Source organism: Chloroflexota bacterium (assembly GCA_009840625.1).
In the GTDB taxonomy this organism is placed as follows: Bacteria; Chloroflexota; UBA11872; order UBA11872; family VXNJ01; genus VXNJ01.
This window is the reverse complement of record VXNJ01000001.1, coordinates 369,453-394,173: the sequence shown is the minus strand read 5'-3', so window position 1 is coordinate 394,173 and position 24,721 is coordinate 369,453. Positions and strand designations below refer to the sequence as shown.

At 66.1% G+C, this 24,721-nt stretch carries 22 protein-coding genes and 3 tRNA genes; 17 read left to right on the top strand and 8 right to left on the bottom strand.

What is annotated here, in order from left to right; genetic code table 11:
• Position 1: 1 nt before the first annotated feature.
• Positions 2 to 1,441 (bottom strand): sulfatase-like hydrolase/transferase, encoded by a 1,440-nt coding sequence (locus tag F4X41_01720; GenBank protein MYB15742.1) that lies wholly within the window; start codon positions 1,439 to 1,441, stop codon positions 2 to 4.
• Positions 1,442 to 1,596: 155 nt separating this feature from the next.
• Between F4X41_01720 and pdxA the strand changes: the two genes are divergently transcribed.
• A complete protein-coding gene (gene pdxA / locus F4X41_01715; GenBank protein ID MYB15741.1) occupies positions 1,597 to 2,643 on the top strand; it encodes a 4-hydroxythreonine-4-phosphate dehydrogenase PdxA in 1,047 nt (348 codons plus the stop codon).
• Positions 2,644 to 2,655: 12 nt separating this feature from the next.
• On the opposite strand, the gene F4X41_01710 is transcribed toward pdxA, so the two are convergent.
• Entirely contained in the window at positions 2,656 to 3,654 is a 999-nt protein-coding gene (locus F4X41_01710) for a ribokinase (GenBank protein ID MYB15740.1), read from the bottom strand.
• 47 nt (positions 3,655 to 3,701) lie between these two features.
• Between F4X41_01710 and F4X41_01705 the strand changes: the two genes are divergently transcribed.
• A complete protein-coding gene (locus F4X41_01705; GenBank protein ID MYB15739.1) occupies positions 3,702 to 4,826 on the top strand; it encodes a LytR family transcriptional regulator in 1,125 nt (374 codons plus the stop codon).
• A complete protein-coding gene (locus F4X41_01700; protein ID MYB15738.1) occupies positions 4,823 to 5,635 on the top strand; it encodes a competence/damage-inducible protein A in 813 nt (270 codons plus the stop codon). Before F4X41_01705 ends, F4X41_01700 begins: the two co-directional genes overlap by 4 nt.
• A 28-nt stretch (positions 5,636 to 5,663) precedes the next feature.
• Here the strand turns inward: F4X41_01700 and F4X41_01695 are convergent, their stop codons facing one another.
• The gene (locus tag F4X41_01695) at positions 5,664 to 6,248 is read right to left on the bottom strand and encodes a hypothetical protein (GenBank protein ID MYB15737.1); all 585 of its coding nucleotides are present in this window, start codon (positions 6,246 to 6,248) and stop codon (positions 5,664 to 5,666) included.
• A 112-nt stretch (positions 6,249 to 6,360) separates the two neighbouring features.
• On the opposite strand from F4X41_01695, the gene F4X41_01690 reads away from it, so the two are divergent.
• The 7 genes from F4X41_01690 (at position 6,361) to F4X41_01660 (ending at position 13,881) form a co-directional block, all read left to right on the top strand.
• Positions 6,361 to 7,110: a DUF624 domain-containing protein gene (locus F4X41_01690; GenBank protein MYB15736.1), complete on the top strand. Its 750-nt coding sequence runs from the start codon at positions 6,361 to 6,363 to the stop codon at positions 7,108 to 7,110.
• Between the two features lie 20 nt (positions 7,111 to 7,130).
• Positions 7,131 to 8,255 (top strand): ABC transporter ATP-binding protein, encoded by a 1,125-nt coding sequence (locus F4X41_01685; GenBank protein ID MYB15735.1) that lies wholly within the window; start codon positions 7,131 to 7,133, stop codon positions 8,253 to 8,255.
• A gap of 191 nt (positions 8,256 to 8,446) precedes the next feature.
• A complete protein-coding gene (gene nusA / locus F4X41_01680) occupies positions 8,447 to 9,652 on the top strand; it encodes a transcription termination/antitermination protein NusA (protein MYB15734.1) in 1,206 nt (401 codons plus the stop codon).
• 53 nt (positions 9,653 to 9,705) lie between these two features.
• Complete coding sequence (locus F4X41_01675; protein MYB15733.1) at positions 9,706 to 11,583, top strand: translation initiation factor IF-2; 1,878 nt, start codon at positions 9,706 to 9,708, stop codon at positions 11,581 to 11,583.
• Between the two features lie 18 nt (positions 11,584 to 11,601).
• On the top strand, positions 11,602 to 11,961 hold the full coding sequence (rbfA, locus tag F4X41_01670) for a 30S ribosome-binding factor RbfA (GenBank protein ID MYB15732.1): 360 nt from the start codon (positions 11,602 to 11,604) through the stop codon (positions 11,959 to 11,961).
• Complete coding sequence (gene truB / locus F4X41_01665; protein MYB15731.1) at positions 11,954 to 12,922, top strand: tRNA pseudouridine(55) synthase TruB; 969 nt, start codon at positions 11,954 to 11,956, stop codon at positions 12,920 to 12,922. Before rbfA ends, truB begins: the two co-directional genes overlap by 8 nt.
• Positions 12,919 to 13,881 carry a bifunctional riboflavin kinase/FMN adenylyltransferase gene (locus tag F4X41_01660; protein ID MYB15730.1) on the top strand — a complete coding sequence of 321 codons (963 nt, stop codon included), beginning with the start codon at positions 12,919 to 12,921 and terminating at the stop codon, positions 13,879 to 13,881. Before truB ends, F4X41_01660 begins: the two co-directional genes overlap by 4 nt.
• Here F4X41_01660 and F4X41_01655 read toward each other — a convergent pair.
• On the bottom strand, positions 13,871 to 14,665 hold the full coding sequence (locus tag F4X41_01655) for an SDR family oxidoreductase (GenBank protein MYB15729.1): 795 nt from the start codon (positions 14,663 to 14,665) through the stop codon (positions 13,871 to 13,873). The genes F4X41_01660 and F4X41_01655 overlap by 11 nt on opposite strands.
• Before the next feature lie 180 nt (positions 14,666 to 14,845).
• Between F4X41_01655 and F4X41_01650 the strand changes: the two genes are divergently transcribed.
• Positions 14,846 to 15,832 carry a quinone oxidoreductase gene (locus F4X41_01650; protein MYB15728.1) on the top strand — a complete coding sequence of 329 codons (987 nt, stop codon included), beginning with the start codon at positions 14,846 to 14,848 and terminating at the stop codon, positions 15,830 to 15,832.
• 40 nt (positions 15,833 to 15,872) lie between these two features.
• On the opposite strand, the gene F4X41_01645 is transcribed toward F4X41_01650, so the two are convergent.
• Positions 15,873 to 15,944: transfer RNA gene (locus tag F4X41_01645), tRNA-Thr, on the bottom strand.
• Positions 15,924 to 17,009 (bottom strand): HAD family phosphatase, encoded by a 1,086-nt coding sequence (locus F4X41_01640; protein ID MYB15727.1) that lies wholly within the window; start codon positions 17,007 to 17,009, stop codon positions 15,924 to 15,926. The genes F4X41_01645 and F4X41_01640 overlap by 21 nt, the downstream gene beginning before the upstream one ends.
• On the opposite strand from F4X41_01640, the gene xylB reads away from it, so the two are divergent.
• From xylB to F4X41_01615, 5 genes are all read left to right on the top strand, one after another.
• Positions 16,942 to 18,468 (top strand): xylulokinase, encoded by a 1,527-nt coding sequence (gene xylB, locus F4X41_01635; protein ID MYB15726.1) that lies wholly within the window; start codon positions 16,942 to 16,944, stop codon positions 18,466 to 18,468. The two genes, F4X41_01640 and xylB, sit on opposite strands and share 68 nt — an antisense overlap.
• Entirely contained in the window at positions 18,461 to 18,919 is a 459-nt protein-coding gene (gene fabZ / locus F4X41_01630; GenBank protein ID MYB15725.1) for a 3-hydroxyacyl-ACP dehydratase FabZ, read from the top strand. The genes xylB and fabZ overlap by 8 nt, the downstream gene beginning before the upstream one ends.
• On the top strand, positions 18,897 to 20,039 hold the full coding sequence (locus tag F4X41_01625) for a glycosyltransferase family 9 protein (GenBank protein MYB15724.1): 1,143 nt from the start codon (positions 18,897 to 18,899) through the stop codon (positions 20,037 to 20,039). Before fabZ ends, F4X41_01625 begins: the two co-directional genes overlap by 23 nt.
• 18 nt (positions 20,040 to 20,057) lie before the next feature.
• A tRNA-Ser gene (locus F4X41_01620) sits at positions 20,058 to 20,141 on the top strand.
• A gap of 15 nt (positions 20,142 to 20,156) precedes the next feature.
• Positions 20,157 to 20,250: transfer RNA gene (locus F4X41_01615), tRNA-Ser, on the top strand.
• Between the two features lie 23 nt (positions 20,251 to 20,273).
• Here the strand turns inward: F4X41_01615 and F4X41_01610 are convergent.
• Entirely contained in the window at positions 20,274 to 21,554 is a 1,281-nt protein-coding gene (locus F4X41_01610; protein MYB15723.1) for a phosphopyruvate hydratase, read from the bottom strand.
• A complete protein-coding gene (locus F4X41_01605; protein ID MYB15722.1) occupies positions 21,551 to 22,576 on the bottom strand; it encodes an aminoglycoside phosphotransferase family protein in 1,026 nt (341 codons plus the stop codon). The genes F4X41_01610 and F4X41_01605 overlap by 4 nt, the downstream gene beginning before the upstream one ends.
• Before the next feature lie 12 nt (positions 22,577 to 22,588).
• Between F4X41_01605 and F4X41_01600 the strand changes: the two genes are divergently transcribed.
• Positions 22,589 to 24,664, top strand: coding sequence for an SH3 domain-containing protein (locus F4X41_01600; GenBank protein MYB15721.1), 2,076 nt, complete (start codon positions 22,589 to 22,591; stop codon positions 24,662 to 24,664).
• Positions 24,665 to 24,721 lie beyond the last annotated feature (57 nt).

Sequence of the window (24,721 nt, the reverse complement as noted above, 5' to 3'; positions counted from 1 at the left end):
GTCAGCGCCACTGCTGCCCCCAATCGGAGGTCTCGTAGTGGCTGCGTATCAGCCAGTCGGTCAGAACGTCCGAGAGCCGGCCCCTTTCGGCAGCGCAGTCCGGATCGCCCCAACGGTTGCGAGTCTCGCCAGGATCGGATTCAAGGTCGAACAGCTGGCCTTCGTCACAGTCCAGCAAGCGCACCAGCTTCCAGCGACGGTCACGGACCATGGTCATAAAGTCCCAATCGAGCCCCATCATGTCCTCGCGCGACTGCTCGCAGAAGACATAACGGCGTCCGCTGGCGCTCGGGCTGCCGGCCAGCGCCGGGCCCATGCTTATGCCTTCGAACCCCTCCGGTACGGTCAATCCGGCGAACTCGAAGATCGTCGGCGCCAGGTCGATCCACGAATAAAGGTCTTCGATCCGGCGGCCGCCGTCGAATCTTCCCGGTGACCAGACAATGGTCGGCACGCGCGTGACTATGTCGTAAAAGGTCCACTTCTGGCTGTGCCCGTGGTCGCCGAGGGCGTCGCCGTGGTCGGAGGTGAAGACCACGATCGAATCCTCGAGCAGGCCGCGGTCTTCTAGGGCGGCCAGGATGTTGCCGACCTGGGCGTCGATCATCGCCACGTTGGCCATGTAGCAGGCGCGCTGGTGCTGGCGCTGCGCGAAGGTCGGATCGAGCATGTGCACGATCGAATCATGGTCGACCTCGGCGTTGTGCTCGCGCATCGACCGGAAGGGGCCGGGTTGACCGTCGATCTCCGCGCGGGTCGGATCGACGATCCCGAAATCGCGGTCGCGGTACCGGCGCTCGAACTCGGGCGTCGGGTCGTACGGGGGGTGAGGCCCGGGGAACCCGATCTGCAAGAAAAGCGGTTCGCGAACGGTCTGGTTTCTTATCCAGTGGGCCGCAAATCCACCGACGAAGTTGTCCGATTGCAGGTCCTCGTCCCAGTCCCAAACGAACGCACCCAGGCTGTGGCGGTAGTCGGCGCGCTCGCGATACATGATCCGGCCAGGCTTGGGGACCACGCCGCGCGCTATCAGGGCTTTGTCCCATTCGTCGATGAACTCGGCCCCCTGCAGATAGCGGTCCTTGTTCTCTACGACGTAACGCTCGTCGAAGCCCGCTTCGGCGAGAAAGGGGGTAGTGTGCATCTTGCCGATGTTGACGGTGTGATACCCGGCCGCGCGGAGATCGCTGACCCAGGTCTTGCGCCAGGGATCCCCGTTCTTGAAGATCCGGGTCGTGTGCGGATATCGACCGGTGAAAAGGCTGGCCCGCGCCGGCGCGCAGGACGTGGCCGGAATGAAGCAGTTATCGAAGGAAACCCCTTCTCGCACCAAACGGTCCAGGTGCGGGGTGTCCATGTAATCGAAGCCAAGCGCGCCGATGGTGTCGAAGCGCTGCTGATCGGTGATGATCAGGATGATGTTTGGGGGTCGTTGGGACAACCCGGAACCGCCTTGAATCGAATCGGTGCTGGTCCGGCCGCGAGCAATCAAATCCTAATTCCGGGTATTCGCGGGCTCGGCGAAAATCAACCCGAGGTCCCGGCCGACGGCGCCCGGGTCCGATACCGCTCGAACCCGGAAGCTGACCGCGATCCATGTCTGACCAATCCCAGCCGCCGATCATCGGACTGACCCTCGGCGACCCGACCGGCGTTGGGCCCGAGGTGGTGGCCAAGGCATTGCTGCATGACTCCATCTACGAGCGGCTCCAGCCGATTGCGATCGGCAGCGCTTCGGCCCTGGAGCGAATCCTCGAAATCTGTGGGATCGACCTTGCGGTGCGTACGATCGCGGACGCTAGTGATGCCCGATTCGAGCGCGGGACCGTAGACACTCTGGACATCTGGCACCGGGACCACCGCGAACTGCCGTTTAAGGAAGTCACGGCCGCCGGCGGCGAGGCTGCCGTCACCGCGGTCATCGAAGCGGTAAAACTCTGCGCGGCCGGCCGATTGGACGCCATGGCCACTTCGCCGCTGCACAAGCTGGCCATGAAAATGGCCGGCTACGACTATCCCGGGCATACCGAAATAGTCCAGGAATTCTCGGGCGCCAGGACTTCACGCATGATGCTGGTGGCGGGGAAACTGCGCGTTATTCACGTCTCCACCCATGTCGGCTTGGCCGAGGCCGTCACCCTGGTCAAGACGGACCGCATTGTCGAGGTGATCGGGATCTTCCAGCAGGCCCTGCAGGACATGGGGATCGACTCGCCCCAGATTGCGGTTGCCGGCCTCAATCCACATGCCGAACCCGGCAACCTGTTCGGCATGGAGGACTCCGAGCAGGTGGAACCGGCGGTGCACCGCGCCCGAAGGGACGGAATCGACGCGCTCGGCCCGATGCCCCCGGATACGGTGTTTGCGCGGGCTTCCCAGGGCGAATACGACGGCGTCGTGGCAATGTACCACGACCAGGGGCACATTGCGGTGAAGATGCTGGGAATCCACAACGGGGTCAACGTGACCTTGGGCACGCCGGTAATCCGGACTTCGGTCGACCACGGCACCGCCTACGGGCGCGCTGGCGAAAATCGCGCCGAGGAAACCAGCATGCTGAACGCGACCCTCTTGGCGGCCGATATGGTGATGGCGCGACGACGACGCCAGGCGTACGCGACCAGCGGGGCCACTTCCGGCTAGGTTCGACGGGCCTCAGGAGTCAAGGATTTGATTCACCGTGGTTCGATCGGGCAGCGAAGAGGACGCCCCCAGTTGCCGACAGGCCGCTGCGCCGGCGGCGCTGGCGAACCGAAGCGCCTGGGCGAACCCCATCCGCTCCAACAACCCGACCGCGAGTGCGCCGCAGAAGGCGTCACCGGCCGCGGTGGTGTCAACCACCGTGGTCGCGAACGCCGGGAGCCGAATCCGATCCGCTCCGTCGCTGGCGCAGAGGCCGCCGGACCCGAGCGTGATGACCGCGGCGCGCCCGCAAAGTTCGGCCAATCGATCGGCCAGCTGCGGGGCCTGCCGGTGATCTGGCGCCGGCTCTCCGACCAGCGCGCCGGCCTCGGTCTCGTTGACCACCAGGTAGTCGGCCAGCGAAAGGACTTCGCACGACAGGCGGCCCGGAGGAGCGGCGTTGAGCAGAGTAATGGCGCCCGCGCGGCGGGCGGTAGTGAAGGCGGCCGCTATCGGCGGGGTCGGGATTTCCACGACTGCCATAACCAGCGATGCATTCTCGACCGCGGCACAGGCGGTATGGAGGGGCGTGACGCTCTGGTTGGCGCCGGCCGCCAGGGCGATGCAGTTTTGACCTTCCTCATCGATCGTGATGAGCGCCACCCCCGAGGATCGGTCGGCGACGCGGGCTACGTTTTCCACGTCGATTCCCTCGCCCGCCAGCTGGGAGACTCGATCACCGCCGAACTGGTCCGCGCCGACCGCCCCAACCATGCTTACCGGAACCCCCAGGCGGGCCGCGGCGATTGCCTGGTTGGCCCCCTTGCCGCCGCCAAATATCTGAAGCGCCGATTCGGTGAGGACGGTTTCGCCCGGCAACGGCAGGCGCGGGAGTTGCAAAACCAGGTCGGTGTTGATGCTGCCCACCACCGCAATCGAGCGATCTGGCCGGTTTTCGGAACCCAATTCGATTCCTCCTGCGGACGCTGGTTTCTGAAAGACGATAGTCTTCCGCGTGTTGGATCGGGGCATCGGGCCCGGATGTCCACCCGCCCGGCGAGCGCAATGCCGGTGCGCCGATGATGCCCAACCGACCTCCGGTGATACCCGGTCGGCCCCCCGGTCCGGCCTTGAGACGGATTTCCTGGACCCTGCCCGTGCTCGCGGTCACCATGCTGGCGGTCTTTGCGGCCTGGCTTTTTACGCCCGAACCCCGCGCGTCCGATCCCGCGGCAGTTCAGGATGCCGCCCCGGCGGTGCCGGTAGCCCCGGCCCTGTCGCGGATCGAGGCCCTTCCGCCCGACTGGCTGGCCGAGATTCCGGCCTCGATCCCCGATCCGGGCGCGCTGGTTCCGGATTGGCCTGACGACCAGCCGTTCTCGGCCCTGATACTGGGAATCGACCGCCGCGGTGACGACCCTTCGGGACGCACCGACACGATGATCTGGCTGCGGGTGGATCCCGAGACCGACACCGCGATCGCGGTGTCGGTTCCGCGCGACATTTGCGTGGCCAACTGCACCGACGAGCCGGTCCGCATCAACGCGGTCAAGGATCTGCACGGCCCCGAGGGCTTAAAGCGCGAGGTCGGCCGCCTCCTGGATCAACCCGTTGACTACTATCTCGCGGTCGAATTTCCGGGGTTCGTCGAACTGGTGGACTTTTTTGGAGGAATCGACATCTACGTGGAAAAGGCGATTCGCGACCAGACCTTCCCGGCCGCCGACGATTCGCGATACGAGCACTTTTACCTGGAACAGGGCGAACATCACCTCGACGGGGCGACCGCGCTGAAATTTGTGCGCACCCGCTACCAGGACGGCGATTTCGGACGGGTTCAGCGGCAGCAGCAGTTCCTGCGCGCCGTTCGCGAGCAGTTTGTCACTCCCAATCTCATCGTGCAGGGCCCGGCGCTGGCCGGTCGGCTGGCGTCCACCTTCGAGACCGACTTCCCGCTTTTTTCGCTGCCGTCGTTGACCAAGCTGATTCTCGACGTACCACCCGGGGAAATCACGTCGGGGGTCATTGATTACGAGCTGGGCATGGTCGAACCGTCCACCAGCGAAAACGGCGCCCAGGTGTTGCTGGCTTACCCGGAGGCGATCCGACTCTACGTGTCGGGACTGATAGAGGACTCGGCCTCAGGGACGGCGACCACGCCGCATGCGTTCCCGTCCGCCCAGCGCCAGGAGCTTGAACCTTGACCGAAACCGGGATCAGGATTGCTGATCCGGCGGCCCCGGCGGAAGTCCTGGCGATCGGGACTGAGGTCGTGATCGGACGAATCCAGGACACCAATTCCTCCTGGCTGGCCCAGCGCCTTACCGAGGCCGGCGCGCGGGTTGAACGGATAACCGCCGTAGCCGACGACCCCGGGCTGCTGGAAAACGTCTGGCGCGATGCAATTCACCGTCGCGCGAGCCTGGTGCTGGCCACCGGCGGTCTCGGCCCGACTCCAGATGACCTGACGGTGGAAGTAGCCGCCGCGGTGGCCGGTGTCGAGGTCATCCAGCATCCCGCGGTAATCGCCAGCTATCGGCGCCGCCGCGAGCTTGGCGAATCGGATCCGTTGCCGCCGCACCTCTACAAGATGTCAGCGGTTCCGTCCGGCTCGACGGTATTCGAGAACGGACCCGGCTGGGCGCCGGGCTTTGCGATCCGCGTTGACGAAACGGTTCTGGCATGCATGCCGGGCCCACCCAGCGAGATGCAGTGGCTGTGGGAAAACGCCCTGGGATCTCTTGCGGCCCGCTGGTTCGGCGGGCGGACGGAGTCTGCGCGGGTCCTGGTGACGATGTTCGAATCGCAGGTCTCGCCCATCCTGGGGCTGGTGATGGATCGCCATAGCAATTCGTACCTGAAAGCCTATGTGGCTCTGGGGTCGCGCCACGTCGGCCTGCCGGTCGACGTGATCGTGCGGCGCGAGTCGGGAGGCTCGGCGCTATCCGACGTAATGGACACGCTGCGCATCCTGGTCGAAGGCGCCGGCGCCGAAATCAGGCCCTGGCCCTGACCTGAAATGGACCGGAATCTGGGTCGGGTCAGATTCCGCGCGTAACCCCCGAGATGACCATTTCCTGATCGGAAATGATCAACGTCTTGGTTTCGATCGGGATTCGCGGCAGGCCGGCGTCGACCGTTGCTTTTATCGCTTCCACCGTCAGATCGCGAAACCAGCCCGGGGCCGCCAACGCCCCCAGGCGCGCGCTGTCAATCGCCACCTGGCGTTCTTCGTCCTCGATCCGCAATCGGGTCTTGACCGCGTATTCGAAATCCACCCCGAGGATGTGCAATCTCCCGCGGAAATCGATGCCGTCGTCTCCCAGATAGGCCTCGCCGCCGGAAATCCCGAGCAATGCCAAGCCGGGTTGCGACCAGTCGGCGTATTTGCTGAACATCTCGGGCTCGGAGATTTGCAGCAGGACCGGTTGCGATTGGCCGGTCAACCGCGATTCGGCAATTGCCCGGTTGACCGGTTCCAGCTTCTGGTCTAGGCGCCGCAGATCAAGACCGCTGCGCGAAAGCGAGGGGTAACCGCCCTCGTCCTCGAGCGGTCGCGAGGCCAGGAAGACCACCACCGCCAGCGAACAGAGGAGGATGATCAGCAGCAGCGGTTTGGAGCGCACGAGATTCCCAGGTTCCGGAGCGTCTCTAGAATGAATCCGCCGTTGCCGGGACGGTCTCCGCTGACCCGTCCGGGCAGCCCAGCCCGAGGCCGCTTAACAAAATCCGAGCAATATGGAATTCTTCGTTCCTTTTCGCAATCTCTGGATCGGCCTCGGAATTCTTTACTACGACCTGCTGGCGCTGGCGCTGCGGGCCCACTTGCCCTGGCTGCTGTTCATGTTGCCGTGGTTCATATTGCTGGCCGCTCTTCTGCTTAACGCGTTGGGCAATCCGGACTTTGCCGAAGCGGTCCGCGAGACCAGTTTCCATCCGCTCGAATTGCTGGGCCTGCCTCTGCTTACAGCGGTTACCATGGCCGCCGCCGGTCCCGCTACCGCGGCGCTTTACGACGTCACCTGGAAACTGCACGACCAGCACCAGGATCCCAGCTGGCGGGGATTCATTCAGTCGTTTAGGACCTACTTCTGGCGGGGCTGGGCGATCGCCACGATCGATATTTGCGCTTTTTACGCCCTGGTTCTGGCCTTCTTCTTTTATTGGAACCAGGGGGAACTGATCACCCAGGTGGTGGCGGTGATGGTCACTTATCCGGTGATCTTCTGGTTTCTGCTACAGCCCTTCCTGATGCCGGCGCTGACTCAATTGGACTGCTCGATCGTGCAGACCTTTCGCAATGCAGCCGTACTCGCAGTTTCAAGTTTCTCGGTCACGATCGCGATGCTGATGGTCACCCTGATGGCGATCGCGGTCTCGCTGGTGCTCAATTTTTTGATCTTTCTGGCCGCACCCACGGCGTTGGCCATCTGCGGGCAGCTCAGCACCCGCATGTTGATCGAGCGGGTCCAGGGGCGGACGTACTAGCTTCGCGGCGGTGAACCGGCGTGGCTGAACTCCTCGCCCGCGATCTGACCGTGCGCTTCCAGGCCTCCGGCCAGGGGTCGCCGTCGGACGAGCCCGGACCGCGGATCGAGGCCGGTCAGGTAGTGGCACTGGATCATGTTGACCTGCAGATTCCGGACGGCCGCACGCTGGCCCTGATCGGGCCGTCGGGCTGCGGTAAGACCACCCTCATAAGGGCCCTGGCGGGACTCGTCAGCCCCACCGCCGGCAACATCTGGTTCGGCGAGCGTGAAGTCACGGAGTTGCCGCCGCGGGACCGCGACGTGGCGGTCGTTTTCCAGGAATATGCCCTCTATCCACACATGCCGAGCGGGGGAATCGTCTCGTTTTTTTTCCAAATGCACCGGCGTCGACAGGAGATCCCCGAACGCATTCTCAGGGCCTGCGAAATCATGGGCCCGGGGTTCGATGAACTCCTTGATCGCAAGCCGGGCGAACTCTCCGGCGGTGAACAACAGCGGGTCGCGATCGCGCGTTGCGTCATCCGCGACCCGGCGATGTTCCTATTCGACGAGCCGCTCGCCAACCTCGATGCCGGGTCGCGCGCCAAGGTTCGGATCGAGACCAAGCGCCTGCTGCGCCGGTTCGGCACCACGGCCCTTTACGTGACCCACGACCAGCGCGAAGCGGCCGCGATCGGAGACGAGATCGCGGTGATGGTTGGCGGTCGGATCATCCAGCGCGGCCCCTACGGGGCGCTGCGGCGCTATCCGGCCAACACCCTGGTGGCCGGGTTCGTCGGCCAGCCTCCGATGAACCTGTTTCCGGCGCGCGTGGCCGACGGCTCGGTCCGGCTGGGGCAGTCGCGGGTACCGCTCGGTCGGACCCGGCTCTCGATCCTTGAAGGCGAATCCGTCACCGTCGGCGTCCACCCAGACGAACTCGAAGTGTGCGCCGTCGAGGACGCCCTGGTCCTGTTGGAAGCCGAATCGGTGCAACCGCGGCCAGAGCAGCGCGCCGCGCTGGTGACCGGGCGCAGCCACGGTCGCGAATGCAGCGCGCTGCTGCCCAATTGGGCCGGCGCCGCTGCCGGCGACGTGATTCCGCTGCGGGCGCATGAGGACCGCTGGGTTCTTTTTGACCCGGAGGACCGTTTGGTGCCCTAGCCGCGGCCCTCTTCCGGTTTACATAACATGGCTCTTCGGGACCGGAGGCCGGCCCCGGAAGCGGATATACTTTTGCACAGCACGGGCAACAGGCTGGAACGACCTTGGAGTGGGCTTTTGACAAGCCCACTTAAGTTGTTTTTGGCCCAAGTTGTGGAGGCCCAACCGAATAGCTGACGGAGGTCTGGACGGTGAAAAGCGAGTTCGAACTCGCCGCCGCGCAGATCGCCGCTGACAAGGGACTGACCATCGGTGACGTGATCGAGGCGGTTCGGGTCGCGGTTGAATCGGCCTACATCGATCTGCCCGGTTCGCTTGAGGACATCTACGCCGAGGTTGACACCGAGGGTTCGTTTACCGTCTTCGCGAACAAGACGGTGGTTTCCCGGGTTTCGGATCCCGACACGGAAATTGCCGTTGCCGGCGCCCGCGAACTGGATCCGTCGGCCGACGTTGGCGGCGTGGTGCGGGTGGATGTCACGCCGACCGGGTTTTCGCGCATCGCGGCGCAAAAAGCCGGCCAGGCGATGCGCGATACCTTGCGCGAGGCCGAACGCATGTTGGTGCGGGACCTTTACACCGACCACGTCAGCGAGTTGATGGTCGGCAAGATCGTGCGGATCGAAAACCGCGGCGCCATCCTGGAATTCGGGCGCGCCGAGGCGCTGCTGCCGCCTTCCGAGCAGATTTCCAGCGAGAGACTCCGTCCCAATTCCTGGTTGCGGGTGCTCCTGCTGGAGGTGCGCGAGGTGGGTCGCGGACCGCAGCTCCTGGTCTCGCGCCGCCATCCGGATTTCGTGCGCAAGTTGTTTGAACGCGAGGTTCCGGAAATCAACAACGGGGTGGTCAGCGTGGTCAACATCGCCCGCGACGCGGGAGTTCGCTCCAAGGTCGCGGTGCAGGCCATGCAGGAAGGGCTCGATCCGATCGGCACGTGCGTGGGGATTCGCGGCTCGCGCATTCAAAACATCGTCCGCGACCTGGTGCCCGAAAAGGTTGAAATCGTCCAGTTCTCCGAGGACCCGGCGACCTACGTGGCCAACGCCCTCTCGCCGGCGCGGTCGATGCGCGTGGTGATCGACCCCGAACAGAACCTCGCCGATGTCCAGGTGGCGTCGGACATGGTCTCGCTGGCCATCGGCCGCGAGGGCCAGAACTCGCGCCTGGCGGCGCGCCTGACCGGCTGGCGGATAAATATCCGCGACGCCGCCCAGCCCGACAAGCTGCGTTCCGAAGCCGCCCCTGATCCGGCGATCCTGCTCGGTGACGAAGACCTTGAAGACCTGGCCGAAATCCTGGGCCAGGATCTCAGCGACCTGGACGAGCAGGAAGCGCCGGATGACCAGGATGCCCTGGCCGGCCCCGCCGGCGAAGCATTGGAACGCGGCGAGGCTTGAACGGCTTCCAACACCGCCGTCCGCCACCGGCGCAGCCGGTAGCTAGGACCTGAATGGCCCGCCGCCGCGCCCGGCGCCGCCCGCCGGGAAGACGCCGCCCGCCGCCGCGCAGCCCGGCCCCGGTCGCCGCCGAACGCACCGAGGTCGCCGCCGCCGCGGCGCCCGAGCGGCCTGACAAGGTCGCCATCCCCGATTCGATCACGGTTTCCGATTTGGCCGGGCAGATCAACATGTCCGGTGCCGAATTGATCGGAGAGCTTTTCAAGCAGGGAATCTCCGCCAACCTGAATGCCCCGCTGGATTTCGAGACCGCCAGCCTCATGCTGGCCGACCTTGGCGTCGAAGCCGAGCTGGCCGAATCGGCGCCCGATCCGGAAGAGGACCGCGAAGACGACATCCCCGAGCCGGACGGCGAACGCGGCGCGCGTCCCGCGGTGGTTACCGTGATGGGGCACGTCGACCACGGCAAGACGACTTTGCTGGACACCATCCGCAAAACCGATGTGGCCAACCAGGAAGCCGGCGGAATCACGCAGAGCATCGGCGCCTACCAGGTTGAAGTCGACGGCCGCTCGCTCACGTTCATCGACACCCCCGGTCACGCCGCGTTCACCCAGATGCGGGCCCGCGGCGCCGGCGTAACCGACATCGTTGTGCTGGTAGTGGCCGCCGATGACGGGGTCATGCCCGAGACCCGGGACGCAATCGGTCACGCCCTGGCCGCCGACGTCAAGATCATCGTCGCCGTGAACAAGATCGACCTGGAGGCGGCCAACGTCATGCGGACCCTGGCGGCGCTGGCCGACGCCGGCCTGCAGGTCGAGCAGCTCGGCGGCGACGTAACCAGCGTAGAGGTGTCGGCGCTCACCGGACAGGGCGTCGAAGAGTTGCTGGAGCTGGTCCTGCTTACTGCCGACCTGGATCCCCCGCAAGCGCGATTGACCGGTCCGGCGCGGGCGACCGTCCTTGAAACCCGCCTCGACCGTTCGCTGGGTCCGGTTGCTACGGTCCTTATCACCGGCGGGGTTCTCAGCGTGGGCGATCCATTCGTGCTCGACGCCAGCGCCGGCAAAGTACGGGTACTGGTCGACCCGCGCGGCAACCGGGTTCGCAGCGCGTCTGCATCGATGGCCGTCGAGGTCGTGGGCCTGAAGGAGATACCGGTTCCCGGCCAAACCCTCTACGCCGTCGAGAGCGACAAGCAGGCGCGAGGCATCGCCCAGGTGCGGCGCGGCGCCCAGGCGCGCGCCCAGGCGCGCAATTCCCTGGCCAACCAGCTGAGCCTCGAACAACTTGCCCAACAACTGTCACAGGGCAGGGTGCAGCAGGTCGACCTGGTGATCAAGGCCGAAACCGAGGGTGCCGCCCAGGCGACGGTCCAGGCAGTGGAGTCGCTCTCGACCGAACTGGTGCGGGTGAACGTGGTGTTCCAGGGCGTGGGCGCAATCACCGAAAACGACATCAACCTGGCCACCGCCGCTTCGGCGATCGTGCTCGGATTCGGCGTCCAGGCGAGCGCCAACGCGGGTGCCCTGGCCGACCAGAACGGGGTCCAGATCCGGCAATACTCGATCATTTACGAGCTGATCGAGGATGTCGAGAAGACCCTGGCCGGCCGCCTGCAGCCGGAGTTGGTCGAGATCATCGACGGCCGCCTGGAAGTGCGCGGGGTATTCAGGACCGAGCGTTCGCTCAAGATCTTCGGCGGAATGGTCACCGAGGGACAGATGGCCGACGGCGCCCAGGTCCGGCATTTCCGCGAAGAAGAGCTGATTCAGACCGGACGGATTTCTGCGCTGCAGCGGTTCCAGGACCGGGTCAATTCGGTCGCGGCCGGGTTCGAATGCGGCCTTTCGGCAAATCTCCGGCGCGTGGTACGGATCGGTGACGTCATCGAGGCGTTCCACGAAGAGGAACAACTGCCGGGTTAATCGGTAACCGGGCGGCAAATGTCTTACCGACCGCAGAAAATTGCCGCCCAACTGGCTCGCGAATTGGGCCAGATTCTGGCCCACGAAGTCAGCGACCCCCGTTTGCAGCAGTTGATCATTACCAGAGTGACGGTTTCCGGGGACCTGAAGCACGCGCGGGTGCTCTACGGTGCGCCGGGTTCCATGGCCGACGGGCAGCGCCTGCAGGCTACCGTGAGCAACGCGGCCGGATTCCTGCGTCACCGGGTCGGCCAGGTCATGCGCATAAAGCTGGTTCCGATGCTGGACTTTCGACCGGACCGCGGCTACTGGGAGGGAATGGACACCGTCGAACTGCTGGCCCAGCTTGAATCCGATTCCGAACCGGGAGATGGTTGAGTCGGCTGCGGTGGGGAGCTTCGTTGTTCCCGTGTACAAGCCGCGCGGGATTACGTCCACCCACGTCGTTCGCTCTCTCAAACGCGCCGGCGGTTTTGCGCGCATTGGGCACGGCGGGACCCTGGACCCGCTGGCTGAGGGCGTGCTGCCCATCCTGGTCGGCCCGGCCACCCGCATGACCGAGCACCTGCACGCCGGGTCGAAGACCTACCTGGCGGCGGTGCTGTTCGGCGCCACCAGCGCGACCTGCGACCTGGGCGGCGAGATAGTCGATTCGGGGTCGTCGATTCCGGCCCCGTGGCGTGTGCGCGATGCCCTGCGGCTGTTCCGCGGGCCCATCAGCCAGACTCCCCCGCGCTATTCGGCGGTCCGCGTCGGCGGTCGGCGCGCTTACAGCCGCGCACGGGCCGGGGAAAACGTGGACGTCCCGGCCCGATCGGTGACCATTCACCGGCTCAGGGCGATCGAATTCGCCTATTGGGATTCCCGCGAAATGGCATCAACGGGGCGGTTGGCGGGACTCGGCGGCCGCGGCAGGCTGGTCGCCGCGCTGGAGGTCGTGTGCGGGACAGGGACCTACATACGTGCCCTGGCGCGCGATCTGGGCCGTTCGGTAGGCAGCGGCGCCGTGCTGGTCGGACTCCTCAGATCACGGGTCGGACCGTTTGCCGCCGCGTCGGCGGTCCCGCTGGCGCAGGCCGAATCGCTGGCCCGCGCGGGCCAGCTTGCCGATATCGGTCATTCCCCGGACGAGGTCGCCCTTCACATTCCGGCATTGCTGCTGGGCGCAGATTCGGCGCGGGGGTTCGTCCACGGTGCATTCGCGCCGGTCGCCGAGACGGCGGGACCTCGCCGGGTCTACGCGGCGGATGGCCGATTCCTGGGGATCGGCGAGGTGGCGGCAGATAACCTCCTGCGCCCGAGAAGGGTGTTGACGCCCGCCGCGGAAATCGGGCAATGACCGCGATCTGGGCCAAGACCGACCCGATTCCAGAGGGCCGCGAACTGGCGATTTCGATCGGCAAATTCGATGGCGTTCACAAGGGCCACCGCCAATTGCTCGGCGTGCTGCGCGACCGGGCCCGCGAAAACCGGCTGGAGAGCATGGCGATCGCATTGGATCCGCATCCGCTCGCGGTGCTGGATCCCGATTCGGCTCCACTGGGAATCAATTCGGTCGACGACCGCGGCGAGCTGCTCGCCCGCCTTGGTTTAGATCACGTCAAACTGCAGGAATTCAACCGGGATCTGGCCGGTCTTTCGGCCGACGAATTCCTAGGCCAGCTGGCCGCGGCCGGCATGCGAATGCTGGTAGCCGGCGCCAACACCCGCATCGGTCGCCGGCGGGCGGCCGGAATTCCCGAGATCAAGGACATTTGCGCCCGGTTGGACGTAGCCGTACGGACGGTTCCCATCGCCAGCAACGGGCAAGCGTTCAGCACGGCGAACCTTCGCGCACGCATCGGGTCCGGCGACCTGGCCGGGGCCGGCGCCATCAGCGGCCGCCGGCACAGCCTGGCCGCGCGCGTAGAAAGCGGGGCTGGCCGAGGGACCGAACTTGGATTTCCGACTGCCAACCTGACCCCGGACCGGAAATTGCAGTTGCCGCCGGACGGCGTTTACGCCGTCTCGGCCCTGCTGGCGGACGAGAACGCGCTTCGGGCCGGTGTGGCCAACATCGGGGTGCGACCCACCTTCGGCGGTGACCGACGTTTACTCGAGGTGCACCTGTTTGATTTCGACGGCCGGCTGGAAGGTCGCCGAATGCGGGTTTATTTGGAGCGGTTCCTGCGACCCGAGACCAAGTTCGCCGGGCCCAGGGAACTAGTCGACCAGATTCGCATCGACTGCCGGGAAGCCCGCGCGGTTGACCCGGGCCCCGCTTGCCGGTACGGTCCCTGGCTGCGACCTAGCCCATAAGGTCTTCGCCGCCGTCAACACCGATCACGTTGCCGGTGATCCAGTGCGCGCGCTGATCGCAGAGCAGCGAGATTGCCTCGGCCACGTCCTCCGGAGTCGTCAGGCGACCGCCGGGGTTCAGGGCCGCCGACCGCTGCATCAATTCCTCGTAGCCGCGAATCTTCTCAAGCGCGGGGGTGTGGGTGACTCCGGCCCGAATGGCGTTCACGGTGATCCCGTGCGGGCCGCATTCGAAGGCGAGGCGCTTTACGTGCGCCTCCAGCGCCGCCTTGACCGGCCCCACCGCACCGTAATGCGGCCAGATTCGGGTGCTCCCGGCCGACGTCATGGCAAATACCCGCCCGCCCCGAGCCATCAGCCGGCTTTGGATCAGTGCCCGGGTCCAGTAGATGAGGCTGTGGGCCATCACGTCGAACGTCATCTCCAGCTGGCGCTTTGACACCGACCGGTCGTTCTCGTCGGGAAAGTAGGGGAGGAGATTGCCGAACGCCAGCGAATGCAGCAGAATGCGCACGCTTCCCAAACCCCGGCTCCCGACCACTTCGCGCATCGCGGCCACCGCTTCTTCCATGACTTCCGCGTCGGCGGCATTTGCATTGGTGAATTCCGCCCGCACGCCCAGTCCGGCTATTTCAGCTTTTAGGGCATCGACCTTGGGCATGGTGGAGCGGCGGTCCAGGTGGAATCCGAAGATGGAAAACCCGTCGCCGGCCAGTTGTCGCGCAACCGCGGCGCCGAATCCCGAAGAGACTCCCAGAATCACGGCCCAGCCTTTTTCGGTCATGCCAATTTCCTGCAATCTGGCTAAGTACAACGCCGGCTGCCTGGCTGCCGTTCCGGCGGCCGGTGCCAAGGGTGCAGCGCCGGGTCCCGGCAATCACTTTAACCGGGCTGCCGGCCACCGCGGGCGGTCGCCAATTACCATTGCCCACCCGGTGTTCCGAAGCTAGCAGGGAGAAGCCAGATGCGCGCATTGATGGCCAGGACTCATGGCGGACCAGAGGTTCTCGAAATCGCTGATGTGGCCCCTCCCGAGCCGGCCGAAGACCAACTGCTGGTCCGGGTCGAGCTGGCCGGCCTGAATTTTTCCGACATCGATCACCGGCGCGGCGAACGGGGTACCCCGGTGCCGATGATATTGGGCACTGAAGGAAGCGGCAGGGTGGTTCAAACCGGCGGACTCGCTGAGGGGTTTGCAGTTGGCGACCGGGTCGTCTGGTGGCTGCCCGGCACACCCAGCAGCTGCGCCGAACTGGCGGCGATACCGGCCGCGCGAGCGATCCTGGTCCCGGACGGTTTCGACCCCAAAGTCGCGGTGGCGCTGATGCTCCAGGGGATCACCGCCCACGCCCTGGTATTCCCAATCGCCGGCATCGAGCCTGGCGAATCGGTGCTGGTGCACTCGGGCGCCGGCGGGGTCGGGCATCTGGCCGTGCAGTTGGCGCGCCTGGCCGGCGCCAAAAGGATCATCGCCACCGCTTCGCCGGAAAAGTTTGGCTTCCTCGACGAACTAGGTGTTGATTGCGCCATCGACTATCACTCCAACGACTGGGACGCCCGGGTCCGAGCCGCCAGTGACGGCGGCGTCGATGTAGTCCTGGACGGAATCGGCAACTCGACGCTGCCCGGCTCGATTGCATCCTGCCGCCGCCGCGGCCGCTGCATCCTCTACGGATACAAATCGGGCGGGCACGCCGGCGGCCTGGCGACCGCCTTCGACACCGGATTGCTGGGCCGCGGCACGGTATTCCTTACGACCGGGGTCTCGTTCCTCTACGTCCGCGACCGGGCTGCGCTCACCGATCGCGTGGGCAAGTTGTTCGATCTCTACCGCGAAGGCCGGTTGAAAGTCAATATCGGCGGGGTTTACGGCCTGGATGAAGCCGCCGCCGCCCACCGCGCGCTGGAGGGTGGCACATCCCGCGGCAAACTCCTCGTGGAATTGGCGTGAGGGTTCCCGCGGGTTGGGTGCCGGCCGGGAGACTTGCCGGAGCCGACGGTGGGAATCGAACCCACAACCTGAGCTTTACGAAAGCCCCGCTCTACCGTTGAGCCACGTCGGCGGTCGGGCCGGTCGATTCTAGGAGCGGACCAGGGCCTTCCAGCCATCCTTCAATCAGTCTCGCGACGCCGTGCTTCGCGGGCCCGGCAATGCGGTGCGATGCCTCGCTAACGACCGCCGATCCGGCGCCTTCGACGGCGATCGCGGTCCCGGACCAGCGCAGCATTTCGATGTCGTTTACGTCATCCCCGATCGCCGCGACGTGTTCTGCCGCCACGCCCAACTTCGCGCAGAGCCAACTCAGGGCGGCGCCCTTGGACGTTCCCGAGTGCACCACTTCCAGCACCGATCCCCGGTACCGGGGGCTGCTCCAGGTCATCGCCCGCGCGTTGCCCGGCGGCAACCCGTCGATTCGCCTTTGCAGTTCGGCCAGCCCGTCCGGCTCGCCGAAGCAGACGATCTCCAAAGCCGGCCCAAGCCCCGCGAAGCTGTCCTTTTCGACGAACGCCCCCGGATTGGGGCGAGAGTAGATCTGCAGTTGCGGACTGGCCGCGACCTGTCCGAATACGTAGAGCTGCCTGGTCCGTTCGGGAGTGTCGTACCAGACCGGGATCAATCCCAGGTCCAGGGCAACCCGGCAAACGCCAACCGCCACCTCTCTGGGGATGTATTTGCGGTATACGATCCGTCCACGGCGGTCCGGATCCAAGTCCCGCACGACCGCCCCCGAGCTCTGGATCAGGAAGTCCCCCGCCCCGAGGGGCTCCAGGACCATCTGGGCCGTGCGCCAGCGCCGGCCGGTGGCGATGACAATCCGGACGCCGGCCGCCGCCGCCGCACGCACCGCGTCGATGGTCCGCTGGCTGAGTTCGCCGCCACTTGCGATCAGGGTCCCGTCGACGTCGAGCGCCAGCAACTTGGGCGGCAGCGGGGCGTGGGACAGGGAAAAACTCGATGTCTGGTCGCGGGACGTGAGGTCAAACTCCAAAATTATGAGGGCGAAGAACAGCCGGTACGCCGCCTTGCGGTGCGCGCAGCCGGAGATTTGAAGGGCGACCATGTATCTGGGGATTGACGTTGGCACCCAGGGTTCGCGGGCAATTGCGATCGACGAATCCGGCACCATTCTGGCGTCGGGATCGGGCGAGCACGCACTGTCCACCCCGCGCCCGGGCTGGACCGAACAGGACCCCGAGGAATGGTGGAGGGCGGTCAAGCTGGCGGTCGCCGAGCTGGGAGGCAAGATCGATCTGCGGGAAGTTCGAGGCGTTGGTCTGACCGGGCAGATGCACGGATCGGTTTTCCTCGACGAGGGCGAGCAGGTCATCCGTCCCGCGTTGCTTTGGAACGATCAACGCACCGCCGTCCAGACCGCGGCCATGCAGGATCTTGCCGGCGATCAACTCATGGGAATCGCCCTGAGTCCCGCAATCACCGGATTCCAGGCCCCGAAGATCCTCTGGCTGCGCGACAACGAACCCGAAAACTACGCCCGAATCGAATCGGTCCTGCTCCCCAAGGACTTCGTCCGCCTGCGCATGAGCGGTCGGCGCGCGACCGACGCCGCCGATGCCTCCGGGGTGCTGCTCTTGGACGTGGCTCGCCGACGTTGGTCGGACCAGTTGCTGGACGCCTTTCAGATTCCCGCCCACTGGTTGCCGGAAGTCTTCGAGGGACCGCAGGACACCGGCGGGATCAACGCCGCCGCAGCCGCCGAACTGGGACTGCCGGAGGGGACGCCGATCGCCGCCGGCGGGGGCGACAACTCGGCCGCCGCGATCGGAACCGGGATCGTGCGCGAAGGCATCGTCTCGGCCAGCATCGGGACCAGCGGAGTGGTTTTCGCCCATGCCGACCGACCGGTCGCCGACCCCGGCGGCAGGATCCACACGATGTGTCATTCGGTCCCGGACGCGTTTCACTACATGGGCGTGATACTTTCGGCCGGCATGTCGCTGCGCTGGCTGCGCGACCTGCTCCTCGATCCCGCCTCCGGGGCGAGGGTCGTCGGCGAGGGCGACCCCTACGACCTGCTGACCGCCGCCGCCGCGGACGCGCCGCCGGGTGCGGAGGGGCTGGTGTTTCTCCCGTACCTGACCGGGGAGCGCACGCCGCACCTGGACCCTGACGCGCGCGGCGCGCTGGTCGGGGTCACCCTGCGGCACTCGGTCGGGCACGTGGCCCGAGCGGTCATAGAAGGCGTCACCTTCGCCATGGCCGACTGCCTGCACCTGATTTCCGACCTGGGGGTCCGTGCCGATCGGGTGATCGCCACCGGCGGCGGGGCGCGGTCTGACTTCTGGGTTCAGACGATGGCCGACGTGTTCGGTCTGCCGGTGCAGCGGACCGCATCCGAGGAGGGGCCGGCCTTCGGCGCGGCGATCCTGGGGGCGGTCGCCGGCGGGGGCCACTCCGACGTTCAGACGGCCGTGGACGCGTGCGTCGGTTATTCCGAACTGTTCGAACCCGACACCGGCCGGGTGGAGAGCTACCGCGATTACTACGGAGTCTTCAGGGCGCTTTATCGCGACCATTTACGCGAGCCCTCGCACCAGCTTGCCGCCCTGGTCCGCGACGATGCCTGAATCCCGAACCGCGGACGGTTTGCCGGCGGTGACCGAACTGATCCCGCAGCGCCCGCCTTTCCTGTTCATCGACCACCTTCTGGAACTGGTGCCGGGCGAGCTGGCCGTGGCCGAATACACGGTGCGCGGCGACGAGGATTTCTTCGAGGGCCACTTCCCCGGAAACCCGATCCTGCCGGGGGTGATCATGGTCGAGGCTCTGGCCCAGACCGGGGCCTGCCTGGCGATGTCGGCTCCGGCCAACGCAGGCAAACTGGCGGTATTCGCCGGCATCGACGAACTCCGGTTCCGGCGCATCGTCGCTCCTGGCGCCCGCCTGGAGATTAGGGTTCGGGTCGAGCGCCTGCGCAGCCGCATGGGGCGCGGCCGCGGCGAGCTCTTCGCCGACGGCGAGCTGGCGGTTTCAGGCCGGCTGACGTTCGGCCTGATTGACGCACCCGGGGGCGATTGAGGCGGTCCCCTTGGCGGGGTCGGCACGCGACGGGTTAGTCAGCGCGGCCTGCCGGGCACTGGCGGCCGGCTTCCCTTCGGCCGAAGATTCGGCAATCTCGGCGCCGCGCCGGGTCCTGGTGATCAAGCCCGGCAGCCTGGGTGACGTACTCCTGGCGGGAGCCGCCCTGGCATCGCTGCGGAAGGGGTTCCCGGACGCCGAGATTTCGCACCTGGTAGGGGACTGGGCCAGGCCCGCCGCCGCCGGCAGTCCCAGCGTCGATAGCCTGATTGTGTGCGGTCCGGTGGGGACCCCGGGGGCTTACACTCTGCGCCAATACGTCCGGACCGCCAATCGAATCCGGGCGCGCAGGTTTGACGCTGCGATCGTGCTCGATCGGTCTCCCCTTATGGCCCTGTTGCCCTGGCTGGCCGGCATCGGCGTGCGAGCCGGGCTCGACAGCGATGGGCGCGGGTTCGCCCTCAACTACCGGACCCCGGTCCCGCCGGCGCGCCACGAAGGTGAAATCTATCTGGACGTGGTGCGCCGGATCGGTCTGCCGGTCGTCAGGCCCGATACCTGGTTTCGCCCGCCCGCCGCCGCAAGCGCGAAGGCCAGGGGCTTGCTGGCCGAAATGAACCCCCCGTCAGGCTGCTTGGTGCTGGCCCCCGGCGGCGGTGTAAATCCCGGCGCCCGCCGGCTTGACAAGCGCTGGGCACCGGATGGATTCGTCCGGGTGGCAAGGCGCCTGCGCGACGATGCCGGCGTTTTGCCGGTACTGGTCGGCGACGCGAACGATCAGGATGCGGTCGGAGCGGTCCGCGTGGGGCTCAGCGGCGGCCCGCTGCTTGACCTTTCCCGGCGGCTTGAATTCGCCGAAATCGGCGCGCTGCTGGCGTTGGCCGGTCGCTTCTTGGCCAACGATTCGGCGATTGCGCACCTGGGGGCGGCGGTCGGATCGCGCGGAGTCGTGATCTACACCGCGACCGATCCCGATATCTACGGCCCGCAAGGCGGGAAGGTCGCCAGGCTGGTGGCCGCGCCCGGAGCAGGCGTCGAGGGTGCAGCGGTCGCCGCGCTAATGCCACGGCTCGATCGGCCGGGGTCCGGATCCGGACCGGGACGAACCGCATTCTTATAATTCCACGCTCCAAGATATGGAGGGGTGGCCGAGTGGTTTAAGGCGGTGGTCTTGAAAACCACTAACCGATGAGGTTCGTGGGTTCGAATCCCACCCCCTCCGCCCCAAAAATCCCCTGGAGGAGTCGCATAGTTGGTCTAGTGCGGCCGCCTGCTAAGCGGTTACTCGGCTTTTAACCGGGTCGCGGGTTCGAATCCCGCCTCCTCCGCCAACGACTGTTCGCGCTAGAGAACCCTATTTCCCGGCCAGCGCGGCCCAGCCGGCGTATTCGATCCCGGCTCCCGCCCGGTCCTCGATTCGCAACAGCTGGTTGTACTTGGCCCCGCGCTCGGAACGCGCCAGCGAACCGATCTTTATCTGCCCGGCGCCGGTCGCCACCGCCAGATCGGCGATGGTCGAGTCTTCGGTTTCGCCCGATCTCGCCGAGACCACCGTCGCAAAATTCGCCGCCTGGGCGCGGCGCAGCGCGGCAAGCGCCTCGGTGAGGGTGCCGATCTGGTTCACCTTCACCAGGACGGCGTTGGCCGCCCCGGTGGAAATACCCCGCTCCAACCGCGCCGGATTGGTTGTGAACAGGTCATCGCCCAGCACCTGGATGCGATTGCCCAGGGTTCCGTTCAGCTCCGTCCAGGAGCCCCAGTCGTCCTCGGCCAATCCGTCCTCGATCGAGACGATCGGATAGTGATCGGTCAGCCCCACCAGGTACTCGATCAACTCGGATGCCTCCAGGCGGCGGTTCTCCGCGGCGAGCCGGTAACCGGGGTCGACGAAGAAGTGCTGGGCGGCGACGTCGATCGCTATCGCAACGTCGGCACCCGGTTCCAAACCGGCCGCCGAGATTGAGTCAGTCAATAGGTCCAGCGCGGCGCGGTTGCTCTCGAGCGCCGGCCCGAAACCGCCCTCGTCGGCCAGCAGCAGCGAATGTCCGGTGCGGGCCAACGCCAGCGCAACCTGGGTCCTTACGGCCGCCGTCCATTCCAGTGCCTGGGCTATCGAATCGGCACCGCCCGGGACGACCAGGTAGTCCTGGAAATCAAGATTCTTCCCGGCGTGCAGACCGCCCGAGATGATGTTGATCATCGGGGTGGGAAGCGACTGGTGGGAGCCGAACCGCGCGAGGTATTCGAACAGCCGCAACCCGGCGGCGCTGGCGGCGGCGTGGGCGGCGGCCAGCGAAACGCCCAGGACCGCGTTGGCTCCTAAACGCACCTTGTTGTCGGTGCCGTCCAGGTTGATTAGCGCTTGGTCGATCTCGTCTTGTTCGGCGCAATCCATCCCGACGACGTAGTCGGCGATTTCGCCGTTGACTGCCGCCACCGCCCCGCGTACGCCTTTGCCCTGGTAGCGCGTAGGATCGCCGTCGCGGGACTCGTGAGCCTCGTGGCTGCCGGTGGAGGCCCCGGACGGGACGATCGCCCGGCCGAATCCGCCGTCGCAGGCCAAGTCGACTTCGACGGTCGGCAGGCCGCGCGAATCCAGAACTTCGCGGGCCCGAATTGATCTGATCAGGGTCATGTCCGCAGCGAGCTTTCGTTGGCGCATTGGGCCGCCATCCGGCAGGCGTTGCCGATTGTTCCGGAGTCGTTACGCAACAACCGGTGGCCCAAATCTACGACGCGCCTGCGCGCGCCCGAATCGGTCAGGTACTCGGCCGGCGATTGTCCGTCGACGCGCGCCAAGAGCAATCCTCCCAGGCACCGCACGGTGATCGATTCGTGGTCGGGCGTCAACCACCCGCCGAGTCGGCTCGTATATGAATCCCAAAAGACCTCGGCGAGCGCGATGAATCCGCCGGCCGCCCGCGGCATGTGCTGGGACTTGAGCACCAGGTGGGTGAGCATGAACGCCGGGTCGAACGCCGGGTGCCCGAAATGGCAGATTTCAAAATCAAGCAGACAGACCGACCCCTCTTCCCCGACGAGGACGTTCTTGGGCGAATAGTCACCGTGAACCAGGCAACGGCGGTTCGCGAGCAATTCGGCGCTCAGCGTTGCCAGCGCGGGCGCCAGCGAGGGGTGGCGGCCCCGCAGCCTGTCCCCCAGGTAGGGGTCCAGGCGGCCCTGGACGAAAGTGTCGGTGGCCGGCAGCTTCCGGGGCAGGTCTTCATCGCCGCCGGCGCGTTGCCAGTCGGCCAGCATGACCCCCAGAGTGCGGGCCGCGGCCGGATCAAGTCGCCGGGCCAGCAATTCCTGTTTCCAGTTGCGGTGCCCCGGAGGCGCACAACTCATTGCCAAAATGTAATTGGCTTTGTCAACGAAATGCACGGCCGGCACGGCGTCGCGCGCCACCAGACTTTTCCACAGCCGCATCCCTTCGGCTTCGCGGAATATCCGGACCCGGTCGATGCGCCATTCGGTCTGTACCCGCAACCTGGCCAAGGGCTGTTTGAGTACCAGGCAAACTGATTCGGATTCGAGCTTGAAAACCGCGTTTGATACCCCGCCGGCCGAAAGATCGCTCACGGTTGGTGTGGGTGAGCCGATTAGCAATCCGTACGAATCGGCCACGGCCACGGCGTTTTCAGCGGTCAGCAGCATGCTCGGCCCGGAATGATGTTTGGCAAATGTCGCTTGCGCCCCGATTTTGGGGTGCGCGCGCCGGGCAGGCCCGCCGCAGCCGCGTTGCGGGCGTCGATCCTGCTGGCGCTCCTCGCCGTCGCGCTGGCGGTGCCCGCGCAGGCCCAGGAAGCCGAATACGCGGTTCCGGGCGGTCGGTTCTTCACCCAAACCGGTGGCGACACTCCCGACCCCGGCGACGGGTACGCCGTTGTCGACGACTCCGAAGCCCGGTTCTGGACGGCATTTGAAGAATTCGGCGGCGTCGCCGAGGTCGGCTACCCGGTCTCGCGCCGGTTCATCTGGGACGGATTCGTTACCCAGGTGATGCAGAAAGCGGTCTTCCAGTGGCGGCCGGGCGAACAGGCTACCGCGTTCGTGAACGTATTTGACGACCTGCACCGCCTGGGGTACGACGCTCGCCTGGCCGACGAATTGGTGCCCGAGCAGGAGGATTTCGACGAATCCGGCCTGGCCTGGCCGCAGATCCTGGAGCAGCGGATCGCGCTCCTGGACGAGGAGCCCCTGCTGCGCCGGGTCTACTTGGCGTCCGGCGATTACCTGCGCCACTTCGGCCTGCCGACTTCGCGGGTCCGAAATTACTCCGGGTTGCGCGCCATCCGGTTGCAGCGGGCCGTGCTCCAACTCTGGCTGGACGACTTCCCATGGGCCCGCGCCGGCACCGTGACCGTCGCCAACGGGGGTGATCTGGCAAAGCAGCTGGGACTGTTCCCGCAGGCGGCGCTGGCGCCCCACGCCCCCAACGTGGTTCCGGCTACCCTGCCCGCCGGTTCGCAGGCTAAAGATTTCGGGACCGGCCGGTGGTTCGTCGACACCGAGGGGTCGTTCCTCAACGTGCGCCAACGGCCGTCGGTCTCGGCCCCGATAGTCGACAGCGCCAACGACGGCGAGGAGGTGTTCCCGACCGGGCGCACGATCGAAGCCGGCGGCCTTACCTGGGTTGAGATCGGGACGGCGCGCTGGGTATCCGGCGAATTCCTGAGTCCGCAGCGCAGGGAAACCCAGCCGGTGGACCCGCCGACGCCGGTGACTCCACCGACGACCGGAACTGATTATTCCAGCGGCAGCTGGCAGGCCAATGTGCCGGGATCAACGCTAAACGTTCGGGCCCAACCCTCGCGCGGAGCCCAGATCGTCGCCCGCTTCCAACACGGCCGCGTCCTGGACCTCACCGGCAACACGGAATCGGTTGGCGGGGAGACGTGGCTGGAGCTGAATGTCAACGGCGCAAAAGCATGGGTAGTCGCCGAATTCGTAGCACCGGTGACCGGCGGCGCCCAACCGGTAACCCCCGGAACCGGTGACTCGCTGATCGAGGAAGTCAATCGGGTCCGGTCCGGCCTGGGACTTTCGCCGTTGGTCAAATCGGATGCCCTGACCCAGGCCGCATCCAGCCATGCCCTTTACTGGATAACCAACCGCGGAGATTTCCACAACGAGACTGCGGGCCTCCAGCATTTCACCGGCGTGTCGATCTTCGACCGCGCCAAGGCCGCAAATTACGAACTCAACTGGATCGACGAGGTCGCTGGGCTGCTGGATCCGGCGCGGACGCTCGACTGGGCGCTGTCGACCGTCTACCACCGCTACATGTTCGTTCACCCCTCGGCCGTGCACATCGGCTACGGTTCGGCCTCCGACGGGAACGTGACGGTGTCCATCTTCAACGTCGGCCTGCAGTTTGACCGATCCGGTCCGAATCCACAGCCGAGCATCTATCCGGCCGACGGCACCTCCGCGGTGCCGCCGCAATGGGATGGATTCGAAAGGCCCGATCCGGCGCCCGGCGTGCCGCGTCCGCTGGGTCCGCCGATCACAGTCCTGTTCCGACTCGGTGACGATGTCACCTGGGGCCAGGCCAGCCTGACCCGCCTGTCCGACGGTGCGGTGCTGCCAGCAACGAATCAGACCAGCGCATGGCGGAAGGGGCTGTCGCTGGTTCCTCACGATCCTTTGGGCAAATCCGAAACCTACCGCTTCAATGTGAGCTGGACGGTCAACGGAGTAGCCGGGACATCTTCCAGCACGTTCACCACCGCCAGCCAATGACCTCGGGCACTGCGTCCGTCCGCCGTCCGGCTCCCGGCTATTGCTTCCCCCGGGCGG

Excerpts from the sequence above, each read along its gene's own strand:
- pdxA (MYB15741.1), top strand. The coding sequence starts at position 1,597 with ATGTCTGACCAATCCCAGCCGCCGATCATCGGACTGACCCTCGGCGAC.
- F4X41_01710 (MYB15740.1), bottom strand. The coding sequence starts at position 3,654 with ATGCCCCGATCCAACACGCGGAAGACTATCGTCTTTCAGAAACCAGCG.
- F4X41_01705 (MYB15739.1), top strand. The coding sequence starts at position 3,702 with ATGATGCCCAACCGACCTCCGGTGATACCCGGTCGGCCCCCCGGTCCG.
- F4X41_01690 (MYB15736.1), top strand. The coding sequence starts at position 6,361 with ATGGAATTCTTCGTTCCTTTTCGCAATCTCTGGATCGGCCTCGGAATT.
- F4X41_01675 (MYB15733.1), top strand. The coding sequence starts at position 9,706 with ATGGCCCGCCGCCGCGCCCGGCGCCGCCCGCCGGGAAGACGCCGCCCG.
- rbfA (MYB15732.1), top strand. The coding sequence starts at position 11,602 with ATGTCTTACCGACCGCAGAAAATTGCCGCCCAACTGGCTCGCGAATTG.
- truB (MYB15731.1), top strand. The coding sequence starts at position 11,954 with ATGGTTGAGTCGGCTGCGGTGGGGAGCTTCGTTGTTCCCGTGTACAAG.
- F4X41_01660 (MYB15730.1), top strand. The coding sequence starts at position 12,919 with ATGACCGCGATCTGGGCCAAGACCGACCCGATTCCAGAGGGCCGCGAA.
- F4X41_01655 (MYB15729.1), bottom strand. The coding sequence starts at position 14,665 with ATGACCGAAAAAGGCTGGGCCGTGATTCTGGGAGTCTCTTCGGGATTC.
- F4X41_01650 (MYB15728.1), top strand. The coding sequence starts at position 14,846 with ATGCGCGCATTGATGGCCAGGACTCATGGCGGACCAGAGGTTCTCGAA.
- xylB (MYB15726.1), top strand. The coding sequence starts at position 16,942 with ATGTATCTGGGGATTGACGTTGGCACCCAGGGTTCGCGGGCAATTGCG.
- F4X41_01640 (MYB15727.1), bottom strand. The coding sequence starts at position 17,009 with ATGGTGCCGGATTCGTCGATCGCAATTGCCCGCGAACCCTGGGTGCCA.
- fabZ (MYB15725.1), top strand. The coding sequence starts at position 18,461 with ATGCCTGAATCCCGAACCGCGGACGGTTTGCCGGCGGTGACCGAACTG.
- F4X41_01610 (MYB15723.1), bottom strand. The coding sequence starts at position 21,554 with ATGACCCTGATCAGATCAATTCGGGCCCGCGAAGTTCTGGATTCGCGC.
- F4X41_01605 (MYB15722.1), bottom strand. The coding sequence starts at position 22,576 with ATGCTGCTGACCGCTGAAAACGCCGTGGCCGTGGCCGATTCGTACGGA.
- F4X41_01600 (MYB15721.1), top strand. The coding sequence starts at position 22,589 with ATGATGTTTGGCAAATGTCGCTTGCGCCCCGATTTTGGGGTGCGCGCG.